Raw genomic sequence first — 25078 nt, 5'->3', positions numbered from 1 at the left:
CTTATTATTTAATTGTTAAAATGTTAAATTTACGCCAAACATATAATTTCTTAGGGTTGTAGGTTCACTATAAGATTCGTGTTTGCGAGCATAGTCTCTTGTAGCTTTAACCGAACCTTCAGGGTCGTTGTTTGGATAACTTGTAAAAGTGAACGGATTCTGTAATTGTGCGTAAAATCTAGCTTTTTCAACACCAACAATTCTTGTAAGACTGGCCGGTAAAGTATACCCTAATGTAATATCCGATATCCGCACAAAGTCCCCCTTGTTATACCAATATGCTTCTCTATGTGGTTGGTCAGCATCTCCTTTTGTAGGTTTTCTGAATCTGCTCTGCGTATTTTCAGGTGTCCAATAGTTTACAACCCGTGTGTTCATACGACCATCGTGTCCTACTCCGGGATCGCTATAAATTGTATGCCCAAACATTCCATACATAAATATATAAAGGTCGAAATTCTTATAATAGAAATTATTCCCCATACCAAGATTCCATTTTGGCATTTTTTGTCCGCGGAAATCACGGTCTTTTTCATCGATTTTATAGTTTCCATCTAGGTCAACAAAACGTAAATCACCGGGTTTGTAAGAGTGTCCGTTTGCATTGAATTTTGCCATTTCTTCCATGTCCTCTTTTGAGTATCCCCAAACGTTTTTAGTATTTACATAATCGTAATATGTATCAACGGGGTGTCCTACGAACCACATATTTGCTACATCTTTTTCTAGGCCCGATGCTAATTTTACAATTTTTTCTTTATTCATCGAAAACTGTAAAGAAGTATTCCATTTGAAGTCTTTTGTTTCAAAGTTTACCGTGGATATGGCTACTTCAATCCCTTGATTTTCTGTTTCTCCGATGTTTGAAAGAATTTGACCAAATCCCGATACTTCAGGTAATGCACGGAACATTAACAGATCTTTTGTCCTTTGCTTGTAAACATCAACGGAACCGGAGATACGCCCTCTTAATATTCCAAAATCAACTCCGAGGTTGTATTGTCCTGTGGTCTCCCATGTTAATAGTGGATTAGATAGTGAATTAGGTGCATAACCTATAGCGCCGATCTCTCCCCATGTGTAGCGGCTACTAGAAATCTGTCCTATCGTTTGGTATGGATTAACAGCAGAGTTTCCTGTCTTTCCATAACCTAAACGAAGCTTCAAGTTAGAAACTACTGGTATATTATTTTTTATAAACGCTTCATCGGAAATGCGCCATGCAAAAGATGCAGATGGGAATGCAACCCATTTATGACCTTCAGCTAGACGAGAAGAACCATCACTACGGATAGAGGCTGTTAACATATAACGATTATCTTTGAACCCATAGATAGCACGACCCATCCATGACATCATTGACCATTGCGTGTAACCACTTGTAGCAGATTGTGTACTTGCTGTTCCTAGATTGTAGTACCATTGAGACTCAATTGGTAGACCCACACCGCTTGCCGTAACAGGTTCATCAATTGATTTCTCAACAGATTGTACTCCTGTTAAATTAATGCTATGTTGCCCAAACGTTTTGTTATAGCTAAGTATGTTCTCAAAGGTCCAACTTCTTTTAAACTCCAGATTTTGATTGGCTCTGGCATGACCAAAACCTTGTTGCGTAGAGGCAGAAGCGTAAAAAGCTTGCTCTTGTCCACTATAATAATTTGTTCCGAAATTAGCTCGGTATGATAATCCATTGTCTAATGTTATTTGAGCATATAGGGTTGCATCAATCTGATTTCTTTTGGTTTTTCCTTGATTTCCAGTAAAGTCATAGAAAGGATTCCATAGCATACCTTCTCCTGTTGGATGTGGAACTAACCCTAGAGCAGGATCTCCATTTTTTGTAACATCACCTCCATTACCGTAATCACCACTACCGCCCGGAGTATAATAAGGAGTCCCTAATGGGTTCCAGTTTCCTCCAACTCCAGTACCATTGAAATATTCCCAATAAGCGAAGTTTGTAGTGGCTCCCATATTTATATGTTTACCAAGTTTTTGGTCTACGTTCATACGTAAGGTATATCTTGTTCGAAAAGATCGTGGGGTAATTCCTTGATTATCCATAAACGACCCGGATAGGAAGATTTTGGTATCCTTACTTCCACCACGTATGCTTATGTTATGATTTTGTGATATTGCCTCATCTCTGTATCCTGCCATTTGCCAGTTGAATCCGCGAAGCATAGATGGATTATATGTCCCACTTTCCCATGCTTTGCGTACAGACTCAAGGACATATCCGGATTGATCACGCGTAATATATTCCATTTTTTGATCATATTCCCAATTTGGAGTCATGGACGGGTATGCCGAAGTAGGATCTAAGGTATATCCTCCTTGTCCATCATAGATATATTTACGATCGGCTTCACGTAGATATTCTATATATTCCGCTGCATTTCGCACTTTCCTCATATTATCTATTTTACCAATAGTAACATAACCATTATATTCTACATTAACTTTTCCTTCTTCCCCCTTCTTGGTCGTTACAAGTATAACTCCATTTGCTCCACGAGATCCATATATTGCTGTTGCTGATGCATCTTTTAAAACTTCGATCGAAGCAACATCCGATGGGTTGATTACGCTTACACCACTGGCCGATGGTATTCCGTCAATAACGAATAACGGATCATTGGTCGCTTCAATTGAGCGATTTCCTCGTATACGAATCATTGGGTCGGCATTAAGATCTGCTCCCGCAACCATCATCCCTGCTACTTTTCCACGCAGCGCTTCTTGTATGGTTGTTGGTGCTGTTGCAATCAAGTCTTCGGCTTTCACTTGAGATATAGCCCCTGTAAGGTCTCGTTTCTTTTGCACACCATAACCAATAACCACAACTTCGTCTAATCTCTTGTTATTTTCTTTTAAAATAATTTGGATATTATTTTTGTTCGAAACATCAATTTGTTGTGTTTCCATTCCGATGTATGAGACTATGAGGACTTGCTCTCCTGAGGTAAGTTCAATATTAAATTCTCCATCTGTATTTGTTACAGTTGCATTCGTTGTATTCTTTTGTACAATAGAAACTCCAATGAGTGCTTCCTGTGTTTCATCTAAAACTTTACCATTTATTGTTCTACCTTTTTGCTGTGCTAAAGTCGGTAAACTATATAAAATACCTAATAGTAATATGACTAAAAACGACTTACTCTTGGTTAGAGAAGTAGGTTTATATAAAAATGTATTTTTCATTATAACAATTTTAAGTATTAAAAATTTAATTGTTTTATTAGCAATATCTTCTTTATAAGAAGCTTGATGTTATTTCTTTTTTGTTACATGTTATTTCATAAATATATAATTTAATGTTTTGTATTTTTCATCACTTGTTGTTTTATTCTACAGAAGCTTTTAGAATTTGATAGGAATTCTACATAGACTTAGGCTAATCAGTAAAAAAGAAATTTTTATAAAACACTATCGATTTAGATTCTCAAAATAACAGCTTTCAGCCATTATCTTTTTAGGTTAAATTTTCCCAAAGTTCAGTTGTAATAGATTTGATTTTTAGCAGCTTTTTCATAATATAAAATATTTTATAACAAAAAGAATCACTCAGCGATAGTTATAAAAACTATACACCAATCGTTATATCCTTCTGAACACAGTTCAGATTCCACTATAATATTTATGCAATATATACCGGCGCTTATGCAAAAATACGTTAAACAAATCTAGAAACTAGCATGGATTATTGTTTAATGAAACTATCTTCTATTTGTTTAAAATTGTTGTACCAAAATCTATTTTGTCGCATATTGTTTTGTTTTTGTCGCATCCTAAAATCTTTAATATTACCTGGGTTGGAAAAAGCAATAGTTTGTTATATAATTGTTTGATTTATATTGTGTTGATGGTTTGTTTGTGTGTTGGGTTATACTTGTTGAGCTCATTGTTAAGGAATGGTATTATTGATGATGGATAAGAAAGTTTCTCTTATAAATAGTATCTTTGTTACAATCTAAACTTAAACCATGAAATACGTATACCTTTTATCTATATTGTCATTCTTTTGCCTAAGTAAACTGTCAGCGCAGCACAATCGCCCTTTCACTATGAAAGATTATAGAATGACAGAACTATCCTCAAATCTTATCAATAAAATAATTCAGGATTCTGATGGTTATATATGGGTTGCAACTGATTACGGATTAAATAAATTTGATGGAATAAAATATACTCAGTATTTGCACCTAGAAGAGGATAGTACTTCTTTGTTAAGCAATAATGTTAAAACATTGATAATCGATAAGGATGGTATACTATGGATCGGTACTAACAAGGGAATTCAATGTTATAATTCTTTAGAGAATTCTTTTAAAACAATAAGTTTCCCTGAAAATTTATCTCTTCACGTTTCCAATATAATAGAGTTGCATGATGGTCAGATGTGGGTGACGACAGCAGGTAGTGGAGTCTTTTCTATCAACAGAGATAACCTGACAGCAGAGCCTCTCGTAGAGGTTACACGTTTGACGGGCGATTTTATTGCATATGTCTATCAGGATAAAGAAAAATATATTTGGTTTGGAATTAATGACAAAGGGCTTATTCAAATGAATCCTGTCACAAAAAAAACGAAGAAATTTACGACTCCGAATATTCCTTCTAATTCTATCATTTGTATGCTTGAAGATGACAACGATAGATTGCTAATGAGTACATCAAAATCAGTGAGTTATTTTGAGCGAAATATTCAAAAGTTTATACCCTTAGAATGGGATGGACAACCTGGGTATGGAATTACCGATATGATGCTAAGTCATAATGGAACTGTATTTATTAGTACTACAACTAAAGGGCAGGGAGTGAAGTATATCGATAAGGTTAGCCGAAAAGTTTTAACATATACAAATCCTACAAATAGTATAGCAATTAATACTGCAAAGATCTATACACTATTAGAGGATCGTGATAAAAATCTTTGGTTGGGCTGTTTTATGAAAGGGTTATTAGTAATTCCTAATAAATCGACTCAATTTAATTTTTGGAGTATCATAAATAGTCAAAATCAATTAGGAAATCTAATAACATCAATATGTAAGGATCATGAAGGCTATATTTGGGGCACTGTAGATAGAGTAGGAGTTCTTAAACTAAATAATAAAGGAGAAGTTGTAAAACAGTTTACTGATGTTGATGATATAATATCTATAGTGGAAGATTCAAAAAATAATCTTTGGATTGGTTCTTATAGTAAGGGGCTTGCTAAGTTGGATCGTAATACAGGCAAATGTAATTTCTTGAATATCCCTTATTCTGGCTATATGAAGACAATAAGGGAAGGTCGGGATAATTTACTATATATATCAACTTTTGGAGCCGGATTTATTCAATATAATCCTCAAACAGGTGTTCACAAACAGTATAATATGCGGCAAGAGGACCCGCAAAAGGGTAGGCTTGGCAATGATTGGATTACTTCTATCCTATGTGATTCCAAAGGGTTAATATGGTTTGCCCATTATAAAGGGGTGAGTTGTTTTGACCCATCTCAAAATCGTTTTATTCCTATCAAGCATGATAGTATTTTATCAAATCAGATATGTTTGTCTATTATGGAGAGTAACGATGGCAATATATGGTTAGGAACATATAATGGACTTTTCTCTATAGATAGAGCTACTCAGGATATAAAGAATTACACAGTAAAAGATGGGCTGTCGAGTGACGTTATTTGTGGCTTGGCTCAAGACAAAGAGGGGAATATTTGGTGTAGTACCTTTCAGGGTATTAATCAAATAAAAATAAAAGATAATAAAATAATAAACTATTATATAGGGAATGGATTATTTGACAAGATTTATAATAGAGGTGTTTATTTTCAGGGTGCTGATGGGATTATTTATTGGGGAGGGAATAATGGAATAACTTCTTTTTATCCTGAAAATATTATTACGCCCAGTTATGAACATGAGATATTGACTACTAATCTGTATGTCCATAATCAGTCTGTGAATATTAATACATTATCAGGAGGGAAACATATAATCGATTCGGAGATACTATCAGCGAAAGAGTTTAAATTTTCGTATGAAGACAACACTTTCACTTTCGAATTCTCGACTATGGATTTCATTGACCCGGAGAATATATACTACGAATATAGATTAAAAGAATTAAGTAGCGAGTGGAGTTCAACACTACCGGGAATTAATCAGGTAACATATAATCATCTTAATCCCGGAAAATACACATTAGAAGTTAAGGCCGGTAAATTTGGTGCTTTTTCTCAGCCGAAGCAGTTTTCTATCATTATATCACCTCCCTGGTATAAGAGTACATGGGCATATGCATTTTACTTATTTCTCATTCTTATCTTTGGAGTATTGATTGTAAATCTTATTCGGAAGAAAAGAAATGAACAGATAAATGAATCAAAGCTTCAGTTTTTTATTAATATATCTCATGAAATAAGATCTCCTCTGACCTTGATAATAAGTCCGATGGAAAAGCTTTTGAAAAGCAGTTTCGATATAGAAACCATGCAAACTTTGCAAAATATGCATCGGAATGCAAATAGGATATTGGGACTAGTTAATCAATTGCTCGATATCAGAAAACTGGATAAAGGACAAATGAAGTTGAGGTTCAGTAAGACTGATATGGTTGGTTTTATTAAGGAGTTGTTTAATGTGTTTGAATACCAATCGGTAAAAAGAAATATTCAGTTTACTTTCCAACACCAAGATGACAACTTAGAAGTGTGGATTGACCAGAATAACTTCGACAAAATATTGATGAATATATTATCAAATGCGTTCAAATATACTCCTGACGGTGGCGAAATAGCTGTCTCATTAGCTATAGGGGTCGACAACAGTGTTTGGGGACCACTTCAGAAATACATGGAGATATCAATCGTTGATTCGGGGATAGGCTTAGAAGAAGGGAAGATAGAAAAAATATTTGATAGGTTCTATCAAGGACAAAATCAGGAAACGTTTACTACTGTAGGGTCGGGGATAGGACTAAATCTTGCTCGGACACTGGTGCTATTACATTATGGTGCTATCACAGCTAAAAACAGGGAGGGTATTGCAGGCAGTTGTTTTACTATTCGCATACCTTTAGGAAATCAGCATTTGAGAAAGGATGAAATCTCAGATCAGGCACCAGATAGTCGTCCGTTGTTGAGCCAGAGGAACTTTATAGAAAATGTTACAAATGAAAAATCCGATACGTATAGGCGAAGAACTAATTATAAAATTCTAATTATCGATGATGAAGAAGAAATAAGAGATTTTCTTTCTCAAGAATTGGGTGAGTTATTTAAAGTAATTACGGCTGTAGATGGAGTTGATGGATTACAAGTAGCGATAGATCGACTGCCTGATTTAATTATTTCTGACGTAATGATGCCCAATATGGATGGTTTAAATTTGTTGAAAAGGCTAAAGAACAATAATAATGTAAGCCACATACCGATTATTCTTCTAACATCGAAAGCCGAATATCAAGATCGTATACAGGGATTAGATCGGGGAGCAGACGCCTATTTGTCGAAGCCATTTAATATAGAAGAATTGATCGTCACAATAAATAATCTAATTTTAAATCGGAGGTTACTTAAAGGGAAATTCTCTGGAGCTCAGGATCAAGAAGATAAAATAAAACCTATTGATTTCAAATCAGGCGATGATATCTTAATGGAACGTGTTGTTACAGTGATAAATGAGAATATAAGCAATACCGAGCTCAATGTAAACATGCTGGCATCTCAAGTTGGTCTTAGCCGATCGCAGCTACATCGGCGGATGAAAGATATGACCGGTATAGCACCCGTAGACTTTATTAAGAATATTCGACTCAAGCAAGCTGCTAATCTACTCAGAGAAAAAAAGATGGATGTGTCCTTAGTTGCATATTCTGTCGGGTTCACAAATCAATCTTATTTTTCCACAATGTTTAAGAAACTCTATGGCATTTCTCCTACTGAGTATATAATGAAATCTCAGGATGAAGATGATGCTGAAAAATAGAATTAATATAAACCTCAAGAACTGCCTTGAGGTTTTTTCTTGCTATCGAATAAGAGTCGTACAGATCTTTCGAAATTTAGTTTGCCAATTTATTTAACCCCAAGTAGATATACCCAAAAAGTGACAAAGGTGACAAATGTAACAGGTTATTGTATATATTTCTTTGTTACTTTCTCTTTCGACTAACCTATATATAGATAAATAATCCTGCCAAGAATAACATTAGCAGGATTAAATCTTTTATAGAAGATTATACAGTTGGTTTTATAATTTGCTTTTGTATTACAAACCAAAAAGGATGATTGTACTACAATCTAAATATTTAAACGCCACTATAAGCACTAAACCCGCCATCGACAGGAAGCACAGCTCCGGTTATAAAACTAGCTGCATCACTACATAGAAACTGTACAACTCCGTTTAGTTCTGTAATATCACCAAAACGTCCCATTGGGGTTTTAGCCAATACCTTTCTACTCCTTTCTGTTAAAGAACCATCGGGATTGATAAGTACAGCCCGATTTTGTTCTCCGATAAAAAATCCCGGAGCAATAGCATTTACCCTGATCTTATCTCCATGTTTTAGAGCCATTTCGGTAGCCATCCACTGTGTGAAATTGCTTATCGCTGCTTTTGCTGCCGAATAGCCAGGGACACGACTTATTGCAGAATATGCAGCCATGGAAGACACATTTATAATACATCCGCTTCCTTGTTCGGCCATAACTTTTGAAAATATCAGACTTGGGAAAACGGTACCGTCCATATTGAGTTTTATAACTTTTTCCCAATCCGTTGTTTTCATTGTATAAAAATCCTGATCTGGAGCTAAAGTTGCTCCCGGAACATTGCCGCCTGCGGCATTGATGAGAATATCTAATTTACCATATATGCTGAGTATTTTGTCTCGGCTTTCTATCAGCTGATTTTCATCCATCACATCGCATTTGATGAATAAAGATTTACCTCCATTGTCATTAATTTCCTTAACAAGCGCATTTCCTTTGTCTTCGTTACGTCCTAGTATTACAACATTTGCGCCTTGTTCTGCAAGGTGTCTGGAGATACTACCACCTAATACTCCGTAGCCTCCTGTTACAATTGCAACTTTTCCTTTTATACAAAAGAGGCTCTCTTTTATTTTTGTATTAATATCTGTCATCTGTTCAATTCGTTTTTTATGGTTTCTATCACTCCATCCATCTGTGCTAGGGCATACATGCGTCCATAGAATGAGTATCCCGGATTATAACCTTTATCAGCATCATCGAGCATTAGTCTGCCATGATCAACTCTCATGGGGAGTAACGGATTTTCCTTTTCAAAAATACAGGCTAATTCTATTAGATGTCCCCGCCCTTCGAGATGTGGTGCTTCGATAAAATTGCCATCCGAAAGAATATTTGTACTTCTTAAATGTACGAAGCGTGTACGCGATACAAATTGGCGAGCCAATTCCGGAACATTATTGTGTATTCCTGAGCTGAGTGATCCTGCGCAAAATGTAAGTCCATTATGTGAGTTATTAACAGCATTTAATATCCATTCAATATCATCTCTGTTAGAAACAATACGGGGTAAACCCAATACCGGATATGGTGGATCGTCAGGATGAATACACATATTAATATCGTATTCGTCACAGATAGGCATTATACGCTCTAAAAAGTATTTTAAGTTTTCTCTTAATGCTTTTTGATCTGTTCCATTGTACAATGCTAGAAGTGTTTTAAAAATAGCGACAGGGTTTTTATCCCCGTCCTTTATATTACCATTGATAAAACCTTGTGTCTTTACAATGATAGTGTCTATCAACTGTTCTTTTTCATGTTCTGTTATAACCTTATCCAGTTCGTAGACCTTATCCATTTCTTCTTTTGAGTAATCCTCTTTTGCACTCTCACGTTTAAGGATCATGCAATCAAAGTAAGCGAAGCGTGTCTTATCAAAATAAAGAGAGAAAGTACCGTCAGACCACGGGTACATGAGATCTGTGCGAATCCAGTCTATAACGGGCATAAAGTTGTAGCAAACAGTCTTGATACCGGCTTCTCCAAGATTCCGAAGACTTGTAATATAATTATCTATCAATAAATCTCTATTATCTCCTCCATATTTAATAGCTTCGCTAACAGGCAGGCTTTCTACAACTGACCAGCACAATCCGGCTTCTTTTATATAGTTATTCAGATCATTAATTGCTTCCGACGACCATACTTCACCGTTCGGTATATCATGCAATGCGGTAACAATTCCTTCGACTCCGATTTGCCTTAACATAGGCAGCGTAATCTTATCTTTTTTCCCGAACCACCTCCATGTCTTTTTCATTTTCCAGTTAATTATGGTGTTTCATATCTAGTTTTATTTTCATTAGGTCATCGAGTTCATATATGGGACGTTCAAGCTCATAGGGGATAGGCTTTTTTGAGAATGTCTGGAAGTACAACAAACAAGCATCTCTCCACCATACGGCATCTCGTGCCTGAATTTTTAATTTGGATTGAACCTCTTCGAAACGTCTGTAGTCTATATATTGCTCCATTCTATCCCAAACCTTCTGATACTCCCTTACTTGTTGTACACCCGAATCATACTTATAACAAAGAGCATCCCACATCGTTTTACCGTCATTCATCTTATAATTCCAGGGAACATGATGAAACCACATGAGTAGATTCTCCGGACAGGTTGATATGTCATTATAAATATTATTCAAAGGAGTGAAATACTGCGACACAGCATCACTACCCGTTATTGTACGATTAAAACCGAGCCCTATGCTATCCGCTTTGTGATAGTATACAGAAGTCCAGTCTTCTCGACCTGCTTCCGACAACCAAGGTTCAGGTCCGTAATGATGGTTTTCGGCAAAAATATGGTGAAGTCCCAACGGCATCATATAGTCAACAATGGTTTCCCTGGAATTTAGCATCATATTTTTTACCAGCTCAACAAATTTGCTATTATCGGAGAATGTCATTCTTATCCATTCATCAGCTATTTGGTTTGAAGAAAGTTGGTGGTTCCAAGCCAATCGTCCGAATGCATACCAGTTTGCCTGTGCAAAATGATGCCCACACCAGTTTATATCTTCGCCTATATTAGCTACTGCCGATATGGCCGTTGTTTTAGCCGGACGTAATGTTCCGTCTGTTATTTTGGCTACCGTAGAGCCCTGCCCATCAGAATATGTATCGCTGTCAAGAGTTTCCTTAAACAAAGGAGCCAGATATGCAAGGTGGTTAGAAAAACCGAGATACTCTTGTGTTATCTGAAATTCTACCATTGCCGGAGTCTTACGCAGTGCACCAAACAACGGATTGAATGGTTCACGCGGCTGAAAATCGATAGGGCCGTTCTTTATCTGAATAATGACATTATCCCGGAATTGTCCATCTAATGGTACAAACTCCTGATATGCCTGTTTTGCCCGGTCTTCCATGCTCGGATTATATACAAACGCTCGCCACATAACTATACCCTTGTATGGCTTCAGTACATCGGCTAACATATTTGCTCCATCGGCATGAGTTCGTCCGTAATCTTGCGGTCCGGGTTGACCTTCAGAATTAGCTTTTACCAGAAAACCACCAAAGTCGGGAATTAGTGAATAGATCTCTTTGGCTTTGGCTTTCCACCACTTCTGTACCTCCGGGTTTAATGGGTCAGAATCGGATAGACCTTCCAATACCTTAGGAGAAGAGAAATTTACAGAGAGGTAAACTTTCAGCCCATACGGACGAAAAATGTCAGCTAAAGCTTTTACTTTTTCCAAATAATCTTTCTTTAGAATATTGGGAGAAGCATTAACATTATTCAAAACAGTACCATTGATACCTACTGAAGCATTTGCACGAGCATATTCTTTATATCGTGGTGAAAGTGTATTAGGCAGTTCGTCCCATTTCCATAACGAATAACCCGCATATCCACGTTCGATAGTTCCGTCCAGGTTATCCCAGTGATTGAGGATACGTATATCATAAGAGGGCAGTTCTTCTATATTTAAAGTAGTAAGGTCTGCTCCTGTTTGTTGCAATCGTAATAAACAATATGATCCATATAGTAGCCCGACATCAGAACCTGCTGAAATAGTAATTTTCCGATTATTAGACTTAATACTATACCCATCTTTAAGATGCTTGAGTTTTTTATTTAACTGTAACTCTACGGTCTGTCCTTGCCAATGATTTGATAATTCATCCAAAGCAATATTGATAGTAGGGCTACTATGTGATGATAGTATCGATTTCTCTTTTTGCTTTGTTTCAGGGTAGCGTAGCCATAAGCGGCTCCCGTCTTCTGCCCATGATAAAAGAGATGATAAAACAAAAATAATAAAGAGCGAAATGTATCTGATTGTCATATTAATCCTTTTAATATTAAATACAAGGGCGAATATTCATTCGCCCTTGCCAGAAAACTAAGAGTCCAAAAAATTAACCTAAAACCTTTAAACCTAAAATAAACTAATAGCTTTCTAACCCTTCTATTGTTTTAATTGTTCCGTCATTGTTATATTCCAATTCGATAGCTTTCATACTTCTAAGCCATGTTTTTCCGCCCGAGGGTACGGAGTCATGATGGAAAAGATACCATTTGCCTCTGTATTCGACAATGCTGTGATGCGTTGTCCAGCCGACTACAGGAGTGAGTATAACACCACTATAAGTGAAAGGCCCGTATGGATTGTCACCTATAGCATAGCATAGAAGGTGCGTATCTCCTGTGGAATACGAGAAGTAATATTTGCCGTTATATTTATGCATCCATGATGCTTCAAAGAATCGTCGATTGGTGTCACCTTGCGTCAATGGATTGCCATGTTCATCAAGAATAATTACATCTCGAGGCTCTTCGTCAAATTCGAGCATGTCATCTCTCAGACGTGCAACTTTTCCACACAAAGCGGGTTCGTTGTCGGCCGGAAAAGAAGCGCACTCCAATGCTTTATTTTTGCGATAGCGTTGTAGCTGCCCGCCCCAGATGCCTCCAAAATAAATATAATATTGTCCGTTTTCTTCAAATACACAAGGGTCTATACTATAACTTCCTTTTATTGGGTTATCCTGTGGTATAAATGGCCCGTAAGGTTTATCGCTAACAGCTACTCCCAAACGGAAAATATCATTTTTGTCTTTCATTGAGAAATATAAATAATATTTGCCGTCCTTAAAAGCCGTATCGCTATCCCATAGCTGACGACCAGACCAGGGAATATTTTCCACTGAAAGAACAACCCCATGATCGGTTACCTCTCCGTTTTCCACATCTTCTAAAGAGAAGACATGATAATCTTTCATATTAAAATGATCCCCGTTGTCATTTTCTGCAATGCCACTTTCCCAATCGTGGGAAGGATAAATATAGATCTTACCATCGAACACATGTGCAGATGGGTCAGCCATATAATCCTTCGGAAATAAATATCGTGCTTGTTTCATTTTTTTATTAGATAATGATGTTTATTTTTTCTCTTCAAGAAGACCAGCCATCTTGATAATTTCCTGAACAACAGGTTTAGCCTTGTATTGTCTGTCAAACAATAAAGGATAGTCGGTACGGCCTTTCATTGGAAAATCGTTTTTCCATGAATCTACATCGCTTACACCCCATAAGGTGACACGGGTTATTTTTTCCTTATTATCTATAAAGAGCTTAAAGAAACTTCCCATACGTTCAGTCCATGCTACTGAAACGGAATCTGGTAGTCCGGTTGTATATGGATTCATTTTCTGATTATATGCTTCTATATCAGAGATGTTTGCGCCTGTATTTCGACGAGGAGAGGGTAGGGCACTAAGATCTAACTCTGTAACCATAACCTTTACGCCTGTTGAAGTATAATCATCAATGGTAGCTTGATATTCCTCCAGACTTGGTCCATCCATCCCAAAATGCCCTTGCATACCTACAGCGTCGATTCGTATGTTTTTTTCTTTAAACGATTTTATCAAGTTGATAATAGTTTCACGCTTGCCTTTATGCCATTCGTTATAGTCGTTATAATACAGTTCAGCATCAGGGTCAGCCTCATGAGCATATTGGAAAGCCAAAGGAATGAACTCTTCTCCCAAAATTGTATAAAACTTGCTTTTGCGATATGATCCATCTTCCATAATAGCTTCATTTACCACATCCCAACCTTTTATACGTCCTTTATAACGAGATACTACTGTCATGATATGCGTTTTCATGCGTTGCTTAAGAACTTCTGCAGATACGTCTTTTCCGTCATTGTCAACAAAGAACCACGATGGAGCTTGCGAATGCCAAATCAGACAATGTCCTGTGATATAAAGATTGTTTTGTTCTCCAAATTCTACAAACTTATCAGCATCTTCAAAGAAAAACTCACCCTCTTTTGGTTGTAGGAACATGCTTTTCATACAGTTTTCTGCTACTATGGCATCGAATTCGTTTTTCACGATATTTATCGATGCGGTATCTATTCCATGTATTTGAGTTACATTAAGAGCTGTACCTATATAGAATTTTCCTTTTAGAGCTCCTTTTAGTGACGGTTCATTTTTTATTTCTTTATTACTTTTTGCGCTACAGGCAAATGCTGTCATCAGCAATAAAGAAATGAGAAAATAATAGATGTTTTTTTTCATACTAAAATGTTTTATGGCGTTATTTTTATTTCAAATGTCTCTCTTCAATTTCCATGTTTATTTTGTCGATTACATTATCTTCCAGCTCATATCGGGATATGATGAACATGGCCAAAAGAAGAAGTATTGCAGGGATTACAGCAACAAGCCATAAAATACCTTGTTCGGCAAATGCTGATTGTGTAACTTGGTTGTCTTTGTCGAATTCGACAAAAGCCAATACAAGTCCCGGAACAACACCACCTAAGGCCATTCCTGCCTTATAGAAGATACCTGTCAAAGCATTGACTATGCCCGAAATTCTTTTTCCTGTTGTATGTTCTCCATACGAGATTACTTCCGGAACTAGAGCCCACATATAGCCCGTAGCAACAATTATTCCTGTCGATTTGATGAATTGGGCAATAAATACCAGCCAGACTTGGGTCTTAAGCGCAGGTATTACCGAAATGGCATATAACAACCCCATACCGATAATAGCAACCGTTAGAAATACATAGAACATTTGCTTTTTACCTATTGCTCGTTTGATGGCAGGTACCATCGGCATAAAGATAAAAGCAGGGATAGATCCCAAAGCCATAAAGTATGGAAGCATATCGGGTGCCTGCACGTTGTAAATCATATAATACGACCCGGCCGAATTGCCGATTGCCATCATTGCAAAAGCGGTGATGAAGAAAAAAGCTAGTATTCTCAGAGGACGATTATGTTTAAATTCTATCCACAAGTCCGAAACTTTTACATTTTCTGTTTCTTTTTCAGCCATTACTACCCGTTCTTTAGTCTGAGTAAAACAGAAAATTAATAAGGCTAATCCGGCTATGGCATAAATCGTCATTGTGATAAACCATGCGTTCGCTGATTCCGGCGAATTAATTTTTCCGTCAGAAGAGAAGATCTTTACAAGAATAGGTATTCCATAACCTACCGCCAATCCCCCAAGATTTGCCATAAACATACGTACCGAAGTAAGTTTGGTGATTTCGTCTGTATCGCGTGTAAGTGAGGCGTTCAACGCTCCATAAGGAACATTTATAAGGGTATAAAGCATCGATAAACCAACATACGTGATATAGGCATAAAGCAATGACCCCGAAAACCCATTCCAGAAACAAAGGATGGCAAAGCCGGTAAGGGGTATGCCTCCAAGTACCAGATAAGAACGGTATTTACCTAGTTTCGGATTGTGTTTATCTACAAATGCTCCGACTATAGGATCCCAGATTACGTCTACAATTCGCACTATAAGAAACATGACCCCTGCTGCGGCAGCAGAAATGCCAAATACATTTGTGTAGAAAATGAGAAGGTACATCGATACCGTCTGATAGATAAGGTTTTGGGCTAAATCGCCCGAGCCGAATCCAATGCGTTGTATTCCTGATAATTTGTAAAATCCTTTTGATTCGGCTTTACCTTGTGATGTTGATTCCATTGTATGTTTTATTTATTTTTTAATTAATTCAACTTGGAATGAAGATGCGGGAAGACCTTCCTTATTCTTCAGGTTGGCTCCTTCGGGATTGTCAGCCCAGCCATATCGTACGGATACAGGTTGTTGCACCTGATTGCTCCATACTTTTATTGTCTTTTTGTTTAGTACAGCCGCTTCAGCCCAAACATACCTGTTATCTGCTCCTGCAATAGAGAATCCGTTAAGCACCTGATTGGAATATAAGCCTGATCCTACAGAAGAGAAAGTGAGAACGATATTATTTCCTTTAACCTCGAAGCTTTCCAATTGGGGGCCTCTGCTTACAATTGAGGTGTCACCATAAGCTACACGTTGAGCTTCTAAAGCCAAACGATGACCTACTCCTTTTTTGTTTTGCGGGTGGATATCGTTCCAGTCACCGAGTCCTAATGTGACAGCCATACCTGTATATGGTAAACTTAGAGCTTTTCTTTGCGCTTCTCTAAGTTTTGCCATGCCACTCTCCGATGGATATTTGTTTGCTCTGTTAAGTTCCGGCAGTTGAGCGTATATAAATGGTAGTTTCGATTCATTTCGTTGGATTCTCCAATCGTTTATCAGATCCTTAAATAAGGCTTCGTATTCTTTTGCCCTGCTGACGTTGGACTCTCCTTGATACCAGATTACACCTTTGATCTTATAGTTGTTTGATGGCGCAATCATGCCGTTATACAGTGCGGTGGGTTTATCCTGATAAGAAGTATAGCCACCTTCTATAGGTAGATTTTCTACTCCAATACGATATTTCCATTCTCCTGTCAAATCGATTGCTCTGTCGCTCAGAATCATTTTATATGGTTTTTCTTCCATAAATGCACCACCTCTATTGGTAACAACTCGTATAGCAACCGTGTTTTTTCCGGCTTTAAGTATACCTTCAGGGACATTATAGATGCGAGGTGGGTATTGATAACTTGTTGTACCAACAAATTTCCCGTTAACAAAGGTTGAGTCCGAATCTATTATATATCCTAAGCGTAAGATTGCCGCTTGGGTTGCTTCATCTTTTGTTAGTTCAATTTCTTTGCGAAACCAGATGACACTTCTATTTATTTCCATGTCTTTTTCTCTCCATGAGCCCGGGAGATAATAATCTTTCCATTCCGATATATCGATACCTTCTTTATGCCAATTTCCTGCACCTTTGTCAATTGGTCTCGCTTCAGACCATTTTTCAAGTCTTTCTTTTTGTTCTCTTTTTTTAGTATCTTCGATAAAACCCACTGTTGCAAACTTTTCAGCTTCAGCATTGAGCTCAGGATATTTCTTTATAGTCTCGCCACTAATCCATGCTTCAACAGGAGTGCCTCCAATGGCAGTACTTATAAGTCCTATTGGAACTTTGTACTTGTCATGCAGCTCTTTTGCAAAAAAGTATGCCGTGGCTGAAAATTCCATGATGTTTTCCTGTGAAGCATCTTTCCATTCACCTCCTTTATAATCAATGAGAGGCTCGCCGAATGCATAATTGTTTGGCATACGGAAAAGTCTTATATCTGGATTATTAATCTCTTTTACTTCTTCACGGTACAAATCGAGTGTTCGTCTGATCGGTAATTCCATATTAGATTGCCCAGAACATAACCAGACATCTCCAAATAAAATGTCTTTAACTATGATGTCATTGATCTGTATTTCGGAGGGTTCCCCTGCTTTTTGTGCAGGTAAAATAACTGCCCAATCTCCATTTTTGTCGGCTTTTGTCTTATATATTTCTCCTCGAAATTTTACAATTACAGATTCTCTAGGTGATGCCCAGCCCCATACTTTGACAGGAGTATCTCTTTGAAGGATCATCCCATCGCTAATCAGACGAGGTAATTTTACTTTCGCATTTGACTGTATACCAAAACCCAAAATGAATACTACAATCAAACAGAATTTTACAATATTTTTACTTTGCATATTATTAAACTTTATTTCAATTCGCTTTTAGGTGCACCCAAGTAGGACGGTTTCAGACCTCCAGTATCTATTAATATTTTTTGTAGAACAATGCCTGGTTCTAATACACGGAATCGAAGAGTGTGTTTTCCTTTCTCCGTTATCGTATGCTTTGTGGTCGATTTAATTATCGCTTCTGCCTGCCATAGACCAAGCTCGCCTTTGTAATGTCCGTTGAAATTTACGATTTGTTCATTCCTACCATCAAATGAGATTGCATAACGAAGCCCTTTATTCGCATTGAAGTTCAATGTCGGAGAAAGTAATAGATGTACATTAAAGTCTCCAGTCGATTCGAAATCAATGTCATACTCGAGATAGATATTATCATTTTCTTTTGGATAGATATTTTGAGGGAAAGTAGTCATGGCTGATTTTGTCTTCCCCATATCCGGTATCATCTCCCAATGTATCTTGTCTGAATTATTCAAGCGACTGTAATTGCCCGCTTCAATAGAAACATAACCGTTTTTTTCGACAAAAACTTTCTCTTTGTAGTCTGTTGTCTGCATTATGTATTCTACCTTAGGCATAATACTTTTAGGCGGATTGTTCCAGCTTGTATATCCTATACGCACCTGATCCATCATATGCGACCATTTACCTCCTGCTATAGTCTGATTGTAATGTATAGTCAGTAATGAATCTCTCTCAAAACATTCTTTTACTTTATCTGCCCAATAATTAGCCTGTATATCTTTTTTAGCTGCATACAATTTATTCTTTGCTTGAGCATAATACATTTCGTAAAGATTGGAACACGCATTGATTGGAAACAATACCAGCTGATCGAACGCATCTTTATATTCGCTCGGCATTAGATAATATAGACGCATAGCATCGATTACCAGATTGCGATAATCGTTCATCACAGTCTCAAATTCGTTATAATTTTCAAGGCTGTAAGTCTTATCATTTAATAATTCAGGAGTAACACGTCTATTGAATTTTGAGTAAAGATTAATCAAACGTGCCGCTTCTTTTGCGTATGTACTTCCGAATTGCTGTTCGCACCACTTTTCTGTATGATCCAAAAGGTTATGTGGATTGAATTGGCCGGGATTCCATGCCATATTAAGGAAGAAACTGATTGGATATTCCATTGGTTTAAGATCCCCTACATTAACAACCCATATACGATCCACTCCATGTGTGTAAGTAAGATTCATCTGTTCCCAGACACGTTGTATCGGGTTTATATTGATCCACTTCGAGTTTCGGGGAGCACCTACATAATCGAAGTGATAGTACATTCCATATCCTCCTTTATGCGGTTTCGAATTGATTTCGGGAAGTTTCCGTACATTTCCCCAGTTGTCGTCACAGAAGAGAAGTGTGACATCATCAGGCACTCGCATCCCCTGATCGTAATAATCTTGCACCTCTTTATACAGCGCCCAGACCTGAGGTGTTTCTTCCGGTTTCTTTCCTGTAACTTCGCTTATTATCTTTCGTTGATCCTTTACTATTTTTTCGAGCAAAGCAATGTTTGTGTCTTCGCTCATTGCTTCATCCCCATCCCCGCGCATGCCTACCGTTACTACTTTCTCCCAGTCTTTGGCTCGCTGCATTCCGAACCTCCAAGATTCTTGCAGGGCTCTTGTGTTTTTAGTATAGTCCCATATATTTGGTAAGTTATTTCTTTTTACATAACGATGCCAGTCGGATTGTGCCATAGCCATGGGTTCGTGGTGAGATGTGCTCATAACAATTCCCATTTCGTTTGCTAAAATTCCATTTTGAGGGTCGTCGTCATAGAATGCGCTTCCCCACATGGCCGGCCAAAGGAAATTGCCTTTCAGGCGAAGAATTAACTCAAAAACTTTCTCGTAAAATTTACTATTAAATCCTCCAAATGTTGCATTAGCCCAACCACTAAGGGCAGGGGCTTCATCGTTGAGAAATATACCTCTGTATCTTACAGCCGGTTCGCCTTCTGTATATTTTCCTCTTTTTATATATATATTCTCTTGTTTTTTTATAGGAACATCTGCCCAATAATACCAAGGAGAAACTCCTATTTGTTTAGACAGTTCGTATATACCATATATTGTCCCTCGTTTATCGCTACCAGCTATAACTAAGGCTTCCTTTACTCCTTCAATAGGATTTTGTACTGTTTGAATCAGATATTTCTCATATTTCCCTTGCAATTCTGAAGCATTGATCTTTTTGTTTTTTACCAAATCATCAATGTATTTCGATTTACCGATAGTGCCGATCAGCAATACAGTTTCTTCGGCAGACACTTTATCTACTTTCAATATGGGAGATACTCCTGTTACTTTATCTATATCCACAGACAGGTTGACTATTGCTTTCAGTATTCCGGAATCTATATTGTTATCGATCAATATAGGTGCAGCAACAAAAGGTTTTACCAGCGTGAAGGCATCCTCTTTGGCAGAGAATGAAACAAATTGATCTGCTTGAGCAAATAAAATCAAAGGGAATAAACAGATTGTTGATAGAATGTACTTTATATTTTTCATGATATATGATAGATTTTCAGTATCGATAGTTTTACCATCATACCGACATAAAATCGGTTAATTTTAGTCTAAGATTATGTACGATATGTATTAAACAAAATTAAAACAAGCAAAGAGAAGTAGAGACTATTGTTGTATACTATTACCCAAATAAATGTCTTATCTACATCGTATTTGTTGCATATCCTTTCGTTTTTGTCTTATTGTTTAATTTTAGAATTAAAAACTGCCTTAAATTATTGTTTTTAGGTTCGTGTGAAATTGTATTTTTTTGAATATTGTTGCTTTTAAAATTATATTGTTTTTCGGGAGGAGTTCTTTAATATTAATTGAAATATAGGAGGCCTTTGTTTAAGAAGTGTTGAGAGTTGAAATCAAGAAAAATATGAATGTCGGTAAATAATTGGTAAGCTAATTGTATTTTTTCCTTAAAAACGAATAGAGATTTTTTATTTCTGATTTCGTTGCGGATGTAATAAAATTTACTGCCACATGTTTTTGGGGGAGGAGGCGATAATGTTTGTGCCTAGGTTGTTTTTTATGTGAAGCATCTGTATGTGATTAAAAATGAGGCTATAATTATTCTAGTGGATAAGTGGTTGTATTCTTGTGTGCAACAATAGCTAAAGGATATGCAACAAATACGATGTAGATAAGACATTTATTTGGGTAATAGTATACAACAATAGTCTCTACTTCTCTTTGCTTGTTTTAATTTTGTAGTATGCCGTGGGTTTGGTCTGTGTCAACGTGAATTATCACAATCCTTATTCTAAATATGAAAAACAAATAATCTAAATATTTTACCATATGAAAAATATTCTTTTAGTATTAGCCTTATTTATATCTGCTTTGGCAGGGTGTAAAAATACACCTTCAGTCAAAAAAGATAAGTTTACAAATCCTGTAATATATGCAGATGTTCCCGACATGGATATAATCAGAGTTGGGAGTGACTACTATATGGTTAGTACTACTATGCACTTAATGCCCGGAGCACCTATTATGCGATCGAAAGATCTTGTTAATTGGGAAATTGTAAGTTATCTCTTTGATGAAATTAAAGATAGCCCTTTGTATGATTTAGAAGGTGGTAACATATATGGGCAAGGGCAATGGGCGTCATCTCTTCGATATCATAATGGGAAATTTTATGTTTTGTTTGCTACTAACAGACCTCAGAGAACATATATTTATGAGACAGAAGATCCTACGGGGAAGTGGAAGAAGATAAGCGAGTTTGATAAAAACTTCCATGATGCATCACTTTTGTTCGACGACGATGGAAAAGTTTATCTGGCGTATGGTAGCGGTCAGATTCGCATAACAGAATTGAAGAGTGATCTTTCGGATATTAAACCTGACGGACTTGATGTCATTGTGATCAAAGGGAAAGAAGATGGCTTTCCTAATCTGTTGGAAGGTACTCATCTATATAAATACAACGATAAATATTATATGTTTTTAATCTGGTGGCCTCAGGGAGGTATTCGCACTGAATTATGCTTTCGTTCAGACCAAATCGGAGGTCCTTATGAATCAAAAGTAATATTGTCGGACTTTATGGATAGACCGGGTGCCGGTGTTGCACAGGGTGCTATTATCGATACAGAGGCTGGAGATTGGTATGGTTTCTTGTTTCAAGACAGAGGGGCTGTAGGACGTGTACCGGTATTGGTGCCTTGTCGCTGGGAAGATGGTTGGCCAATACTAGGTAATGAAGAAGGAAAAGTACCTAAAGTAATGGAAAAACCTATACAAGGATTTGGTGCAATGCCGTTAGTCATAAGCGACAATTTCGATGCCTATAAATTAGCTCTAAACTGGCAATGGAATCATAATCCTGATAATAATCTGTGGTCTTTATCAGAACGTCCGGGTTATATGAGATTAAAAACAGGTAAAGTAGTTGAAACTATATTTGAAGCTCGTAATATTTTATCACAAAGGACAGAGGGGCCAAAATGTAGTGGTATTATTTCTATGGATATTTCGAATATGAAAGATGGAGATATTGCAGGGCTCGGAGCATACTGTGCAGAACCGGGATTAATATCCGTAGTAATGGAAGGGAATAAAAAGTACCTTGTTATGACAGACCGAGATCAAGAAAGGGCAAGAGTTGACCTATCTGTTGATAAGGTATATTTACGTATGGATTGCGATTTCAATACCGATAATGCTAATTTTTTCTATAGTGTTGATAAAGAAAATTGGATACAGTTAGGTACCGAATTTCATATGATTTATAACCTCAAACATTTTATGGGCAACCGTTTTGCAATATATAATTATGCCACTAAAGCTGCCGGAGGGTATGTTGATGTTGACTATTTTGAATATGCTAAAAGCGAATAATATGAATGTAAAAGGGGGGAATAGTTTCAAGGTGAAATTGAATCCTAACCGTAGTGTTTTATTCTAAGCATAAGTTGATGTACTTAATCTAAATCATATAGTATGAAAAAATTTTTCTTTTTACATTTATTCATTTGGGCACTGACTGTCGGTGCTATCAGTCAAAATTATAAAAGTGTGCCGAATGGATATGATATACCCCGTACAGGAATATCTCATGGACAAATAGATACGGTAACTTATTATTCTAAGACTGTAGATACAAATAGAAAAGCTCTTGTTTATACTCCTCCCGGATACTCTAAAAACAAACAATATCCTGTATTGTATTTATTGCACGGTATTGGAGGCGATGAAAAAGAATGGTTTAGCCATGGACAGCCTCAAGTAATTCTTGACAATCTGTATGCTGATAAGAAAATAGTACCCATGATTGTCGTATTGCCCAACGGACGTGCTATGAAGGATGATCGTGCTATTGGAAACATTATGGAGGCTCCAAAAGTAGAGGCATTTGCTACTTTCGAGAAGGATTTGTTGAATGACCTTATTCCTTTTATCCAGAAAACTTATCCTGTGTTGAAAAATCAGGAAAATCGTGCGCTTGCAGGCTTATCGATGGGTGGCGGACAATCTTTGAATTTTGGACTGGGGAATCTTGATATATTTGCATGGGTAGGAGGTTTTTCTTCTGCGCCAAATACTAAAACCCCAGAAGTGTTAGTCCCAAATCCGGATGACGCAAAGAAAAAATTAAAGCTTCTTTGGATTTCTTGCGGTGACAAAGACGGATTACTTAGCTTCAGTAAGCGTACCCATGATTATCTAGCTAAAAATCAAGTTCCTCATGTTTATCAAGTTATACCGAATGGATATCACGATTTTAATATTTGGAAGCAAAACTTGTATATGTTCTCACAATTGCTGTTTAAACCTGTTACCGCTGATCTTATCGAACAATACAGCTATATTCCTGAAGAAGCAGAGGTTGGCATTTCTGCATCAACGAATATTCCCGGGGCTCAATATCCTCAGATATTATCTGGAAACAGAGTGCTATTTCGTATAAAAGCACCTGATGCTAAACGTGTGCAAGTGGATTTGGGCAAGAAATATGACATGGTTCGAGAAGAAGAAGGTTCGTGGGCAATCACTACCGATCCTATTGTCGAAGGATTTCATTATTACTCTATCCTTATCGATGGCGTTGCTGTTTGTGATCCTGCAAGTCGTACTTTTTATGGTATGAGCCGTATGGCAAGCGGGATTGAAATTCCGGAAGAAGGGGTGGATTACTATAACTTAAAGAATGTACCTCACGGACAAATAAGGCAGATTCGTTACTTTTCAGATGTGACCAAGGCATGGCGTAGAGCATTTGTATATACGCCGGCAGGATACGATGCAAATACTTCGCAAAGATATCCTGTACTTTATTTACAGCATGGTGGAGGCGAAGACGAAACAGGATGGCCTAACCAAGGGAAAATGGATGCAATTATAGATAATCTGATAGCAGAAGGTAAAGCTAAGCCGATGATTGTAGTTATGGATAACGGCTATGCTGTAGATCCGTCGGCGTCTTCAGCTAATTCGCCTCAAGGGCTTAGGGGATTGTTTCAGAACAGTGCATTGGAAAAAGTTTTTATTAACGAGATTATTCCTTTGGTAGATAAAGAATTCCGTACGATTGCAGATCGTGATCATCGAGCCATGGCAGGCTTATCGATGGGAGGCTTTCAGGCATTCCAAATTGCTATGACGAATTTAGATAAGTTTGCTTATGTTGGCGGATTTAGTGGAGGCGGAATTATAGAACAAGGCGGTGATTTTTCTAAAATGTATAATAATGTTTGGTCTGATGTTGATACATTCAACAAAAGAGTCAAATTGATATATTTAAGTATTGGGACTGCTGAGCCGACCAATATGTATCAAACCGTGAATAACTTTCATAAAGAATTCGAGAAAGCAGGAATTAAACATGTTTATTACGAATCGCCGGGAACATCCCACGAATGGTTAACATGGAGAAGATCACTGAATCAATTTGCTGAGTTGCTATTTAAGTAACGGTATAATTAGATTATTATACGGAATAATAACAGCCTAAATATCGAATAGTAAAAAACGAATATAATCTACAAGTATCATATACCTGAAAAATAATAGTTAAAGGAATAACAAATC

General features: G+C 37.0%; 12 protein-coding genes. 3 read left to right on the top strand and 9 right to left on the bottom strand.

Annotation, left to right across the window (positions count from 1 at the left end; translation table 11 throughout):
• Positions 1-15: 15 nt before the first annotated feature.
• Positions 16-3207, bottom strand: coding sequence for a SusC/RagA family TonB-linked outer membrane protein (locus HMPREF9456_RS11275; protein WP_006843661.1), 3192 nt, complete (start codon positions 3205-3207; stop codon positions 16-18).
• Positions 3208-3989: 782 nt separating this feature from the next.
• Between HMPREF9456_RS11275 and HMPREF9456_RS11270 the strand changes: the two genes are divergently transcribed.
• Complete coding sequence (locus tag HMPREF9456_RS11270) at positions 3990-7997, top strand: two-component regulator propeller domain-containing protein (protein WP_006843660.1); 4008 nt, start codon at positions 3990-3992, stop codon at positions 7995-7997.
• 322 nt (positions 7998-8319) lie between these two features.
• On the opposite strand, the gene HMPREF9456_RS11265 is transcribed toward HMPREF9456_RS11270, so the two are convergent.
• From HMPREF9456_RS11265 to HMPREF9456_RS11230, 8 genes are all read right to left on the bottom strand, one after another.
• Complete coding sequence (locus HMPREF9456_RS11265; protein WP_006843659.1) at positions 8320-9159, bottom strand: SDR family oxidoreductase; 840 nt, start codon at positions 9157-9159, stop codon at positions 8320-8322.
• A complete protein-coding gene (uxuA, locus tag HMPREF9456_RS11260) occupies positions 9156-10328 on the bottom strand; it encodes a mannonate dehydratase (RefSeq protein ID WP_006843658.1) in 1173 nt (390 codons plus the stop codon). Before uxuA ends, HMPREF9456_RS11265 begins: the two co-directional genes overlap by 4 nt.
• A gap of 7 nt (positions 10329-10335) precedes the next feature.
• Entirely contained in the window at positions 10336-12366 is a 2031-nt protein-coding gene (locus HMPREF9456_RS11255) for an alpha-glucuronidase (RefSeq protein ID WP_006843657.1), read from the bottom strand.
• Positions 12367-12469: 103 nt separating this feature from the next.
• Positions 12470-13444: a glycoside hydrolase family 43 protein gene (locus tag HMPREF9456_RS11250; RefSeq protein ID WP_006843656.1), complete on the bottom strand. Its 975-nt coding sequence runs from the start codon at positions 13442-13444 to the stop codon at positions 12470-12472.
• A gap of 21 nt (positions 13445-13465) precedes the next feature.
• A complete protein-coding gene (locus tag HMPREF9456_RS11245; RefSeq protein ID WP_006843655.1) occupies positions 13466-14617 on the bottom strand; it encodes an endo-1,4-beta-xylanase in 1152 nt (383 codons plus the stop codon).
• A 25-nt stretch (positions 14618-14642) separates the two neighbouring features.
• The gene (locus HMPREF9456_RS11240; RefSeq protein WP_006843654.1) at positions 14643-16055 is read right to left on the bottom strand and encodes an MFS transporter; all 1413 of its coding nucleotides are present in this window, start codon (positions 16053-16055) and stop codon (positions 14643-14645) included.
• A 12-nt stretch (positions 16056-16067) separates the two neighbouring features.
• The gene (locus HMPREF9456_RS11235; RefSeq protein WP_006843653.1) at positions 16068-17999 is read right to left on the bottom strand and encodes a sialate O-acetylesterase; all 1932 of its coding nucleotides are present in this window, start codon (positions 17997-17999) and stop codon (positions 16068-16070) included.
• An 11-nt stretch (positions 18000-18010) separates the two neighbouring features.
• Positions 18011-20530 (bottom strand): glycosyl hydrolase 115 family protein, encoded by a 2520-nt coding sequence (locus HMPREF9456_RS11230; RefSeq protein WP_006843652.1) that lies wholly within the window; start codon positions 20528-20530, stop codon positions 18011-18013.
• Between the two features lie 810 nt (positions 20531-21340).
• On the opposite strand from HMPREF9456_RS11230, the gene HMPREF9456_RS11225 reads away from it, so the two are divergent.
• Entirely contained in the window at positions 21341-22888 is a 1548-nt protein-coding gene (locus HMPREF9456_RS11225; RefSeq protein WP_006843651.1) for a glycoside hydrolase family 43 protein, read from the top strand.
• Positions 22889-22990: 102 nt separating this feature from the next.
• Positions 22991-24961: an alpha/beta hydrolase-fold protein gene (locus HMPREF9456_RS11220; RefSeq protein WP_006843649.1), complete on the top strand. Its 1971-nt coding sequence runs from the start codon at positions 22991-22993 to the stop codon at positions 24959-24961.
• The last annotated feature ends 117 nt before the right edge of the window (positions 24962-25078 follow it).

The organism is Dysgonomonas mossii DSM 22836 (assembly GCF_000213575.1).
In the GTDB taxonomy this organism is placed as follows: Bacteria; Bacteroidota; Bacteroidia; order Bacteroidales; family Dysgonomonadaceae; genus Dysgonomonas; species Dysgonomonas mossii.
The sequence above is the reverse complement of the archived record's forward strand: the minus strand, read 5'-3'. Positions and strand labels throughout refer to the sequence as shown.

Coding starts and splice junctions, on each gene's coding strand:
- HMPREF9456_RS11275 (WP_006843661.1), bottom strand. CDS start 3,207: ATGAAAAATACATTTTTATATAAACCTACTTCTCTAACCAAGAGTAAG.
- HMPREF9456_RS11270 (WP_006843660.1), top strand. CDS start 3,990: ATGAAATACGTATACCTTTTATCTATATTGTCATTCTTTTGCCTAAGT.
- HMPREF9456_RS11265 (WP_006843659.1), bottom strand. CDS start 9,159: ATGACAGATATTAATACAAAAATAAAAGAGAGCCTCTTTTGTATAAAA.
- uxuA (WP_006843658.1), bottom strand. CDS start 10,328: ATGAAAAAGACATGGAGGTGGTTCGGGAAAAAAGATAAGATTACGCTG.
- HMPREF9456_RS11255 (WP_006843657.1), bottom strand. CDS start 12,366: ATGACAATCAGATACATTTCGCTCTTTATTATTTTTGTTTTATCATCT.
- HMPREF9456_RS11250 (WP_006843656.1), bottom strand. CDS start 13,444: ATGAAACAAGCACGATATTTATTTCCGAAGGATTATATGGCTGACCCA.
- HMPREF9456_RS11245 (WP_006843655.1), bottom strand. CDS start 14,617: ATGAAAAAAAACATCTATTATTTTCTCATTTCTTTATTGCTGATGACA.
- HMPREF9456_RS11240 (WP_006843654.1), bottom strand. CDS start 16,055: ATGGAATCAACATCACAAGGTAAAGCCGAATCAAAAGGATTTTACAAA.
- HMPREF9456_RS11235 (WP_006843653.1), bottom strand. CDS start 17,999: ATGCAAAGTAAAAATATTGTAAAATTCTGTTTGATTGTAGTATTCATT.
- HMPREF9456_RS11230 (WP_006843652.1), bottom strand. CDS start 20,530: ATGAAAAATATAAAGTACATTCTATCAACAATCTGTTTATTCCCTTTG.
- HMPREF9456_RS11225 (WP_006843651.1), top strand. CDS start 21,341: ATGAAAAATATTCTTTTAGTATTAGCCTTATTTATATCTGCTTTGGCA.
- HMPREF9456_RS11220 (WP_006843649.1), top strand. CDS start 22,991: ATGAAAAAATTTTTCTTTTTACATTTATTCATTTGGGCACTGACTGTC.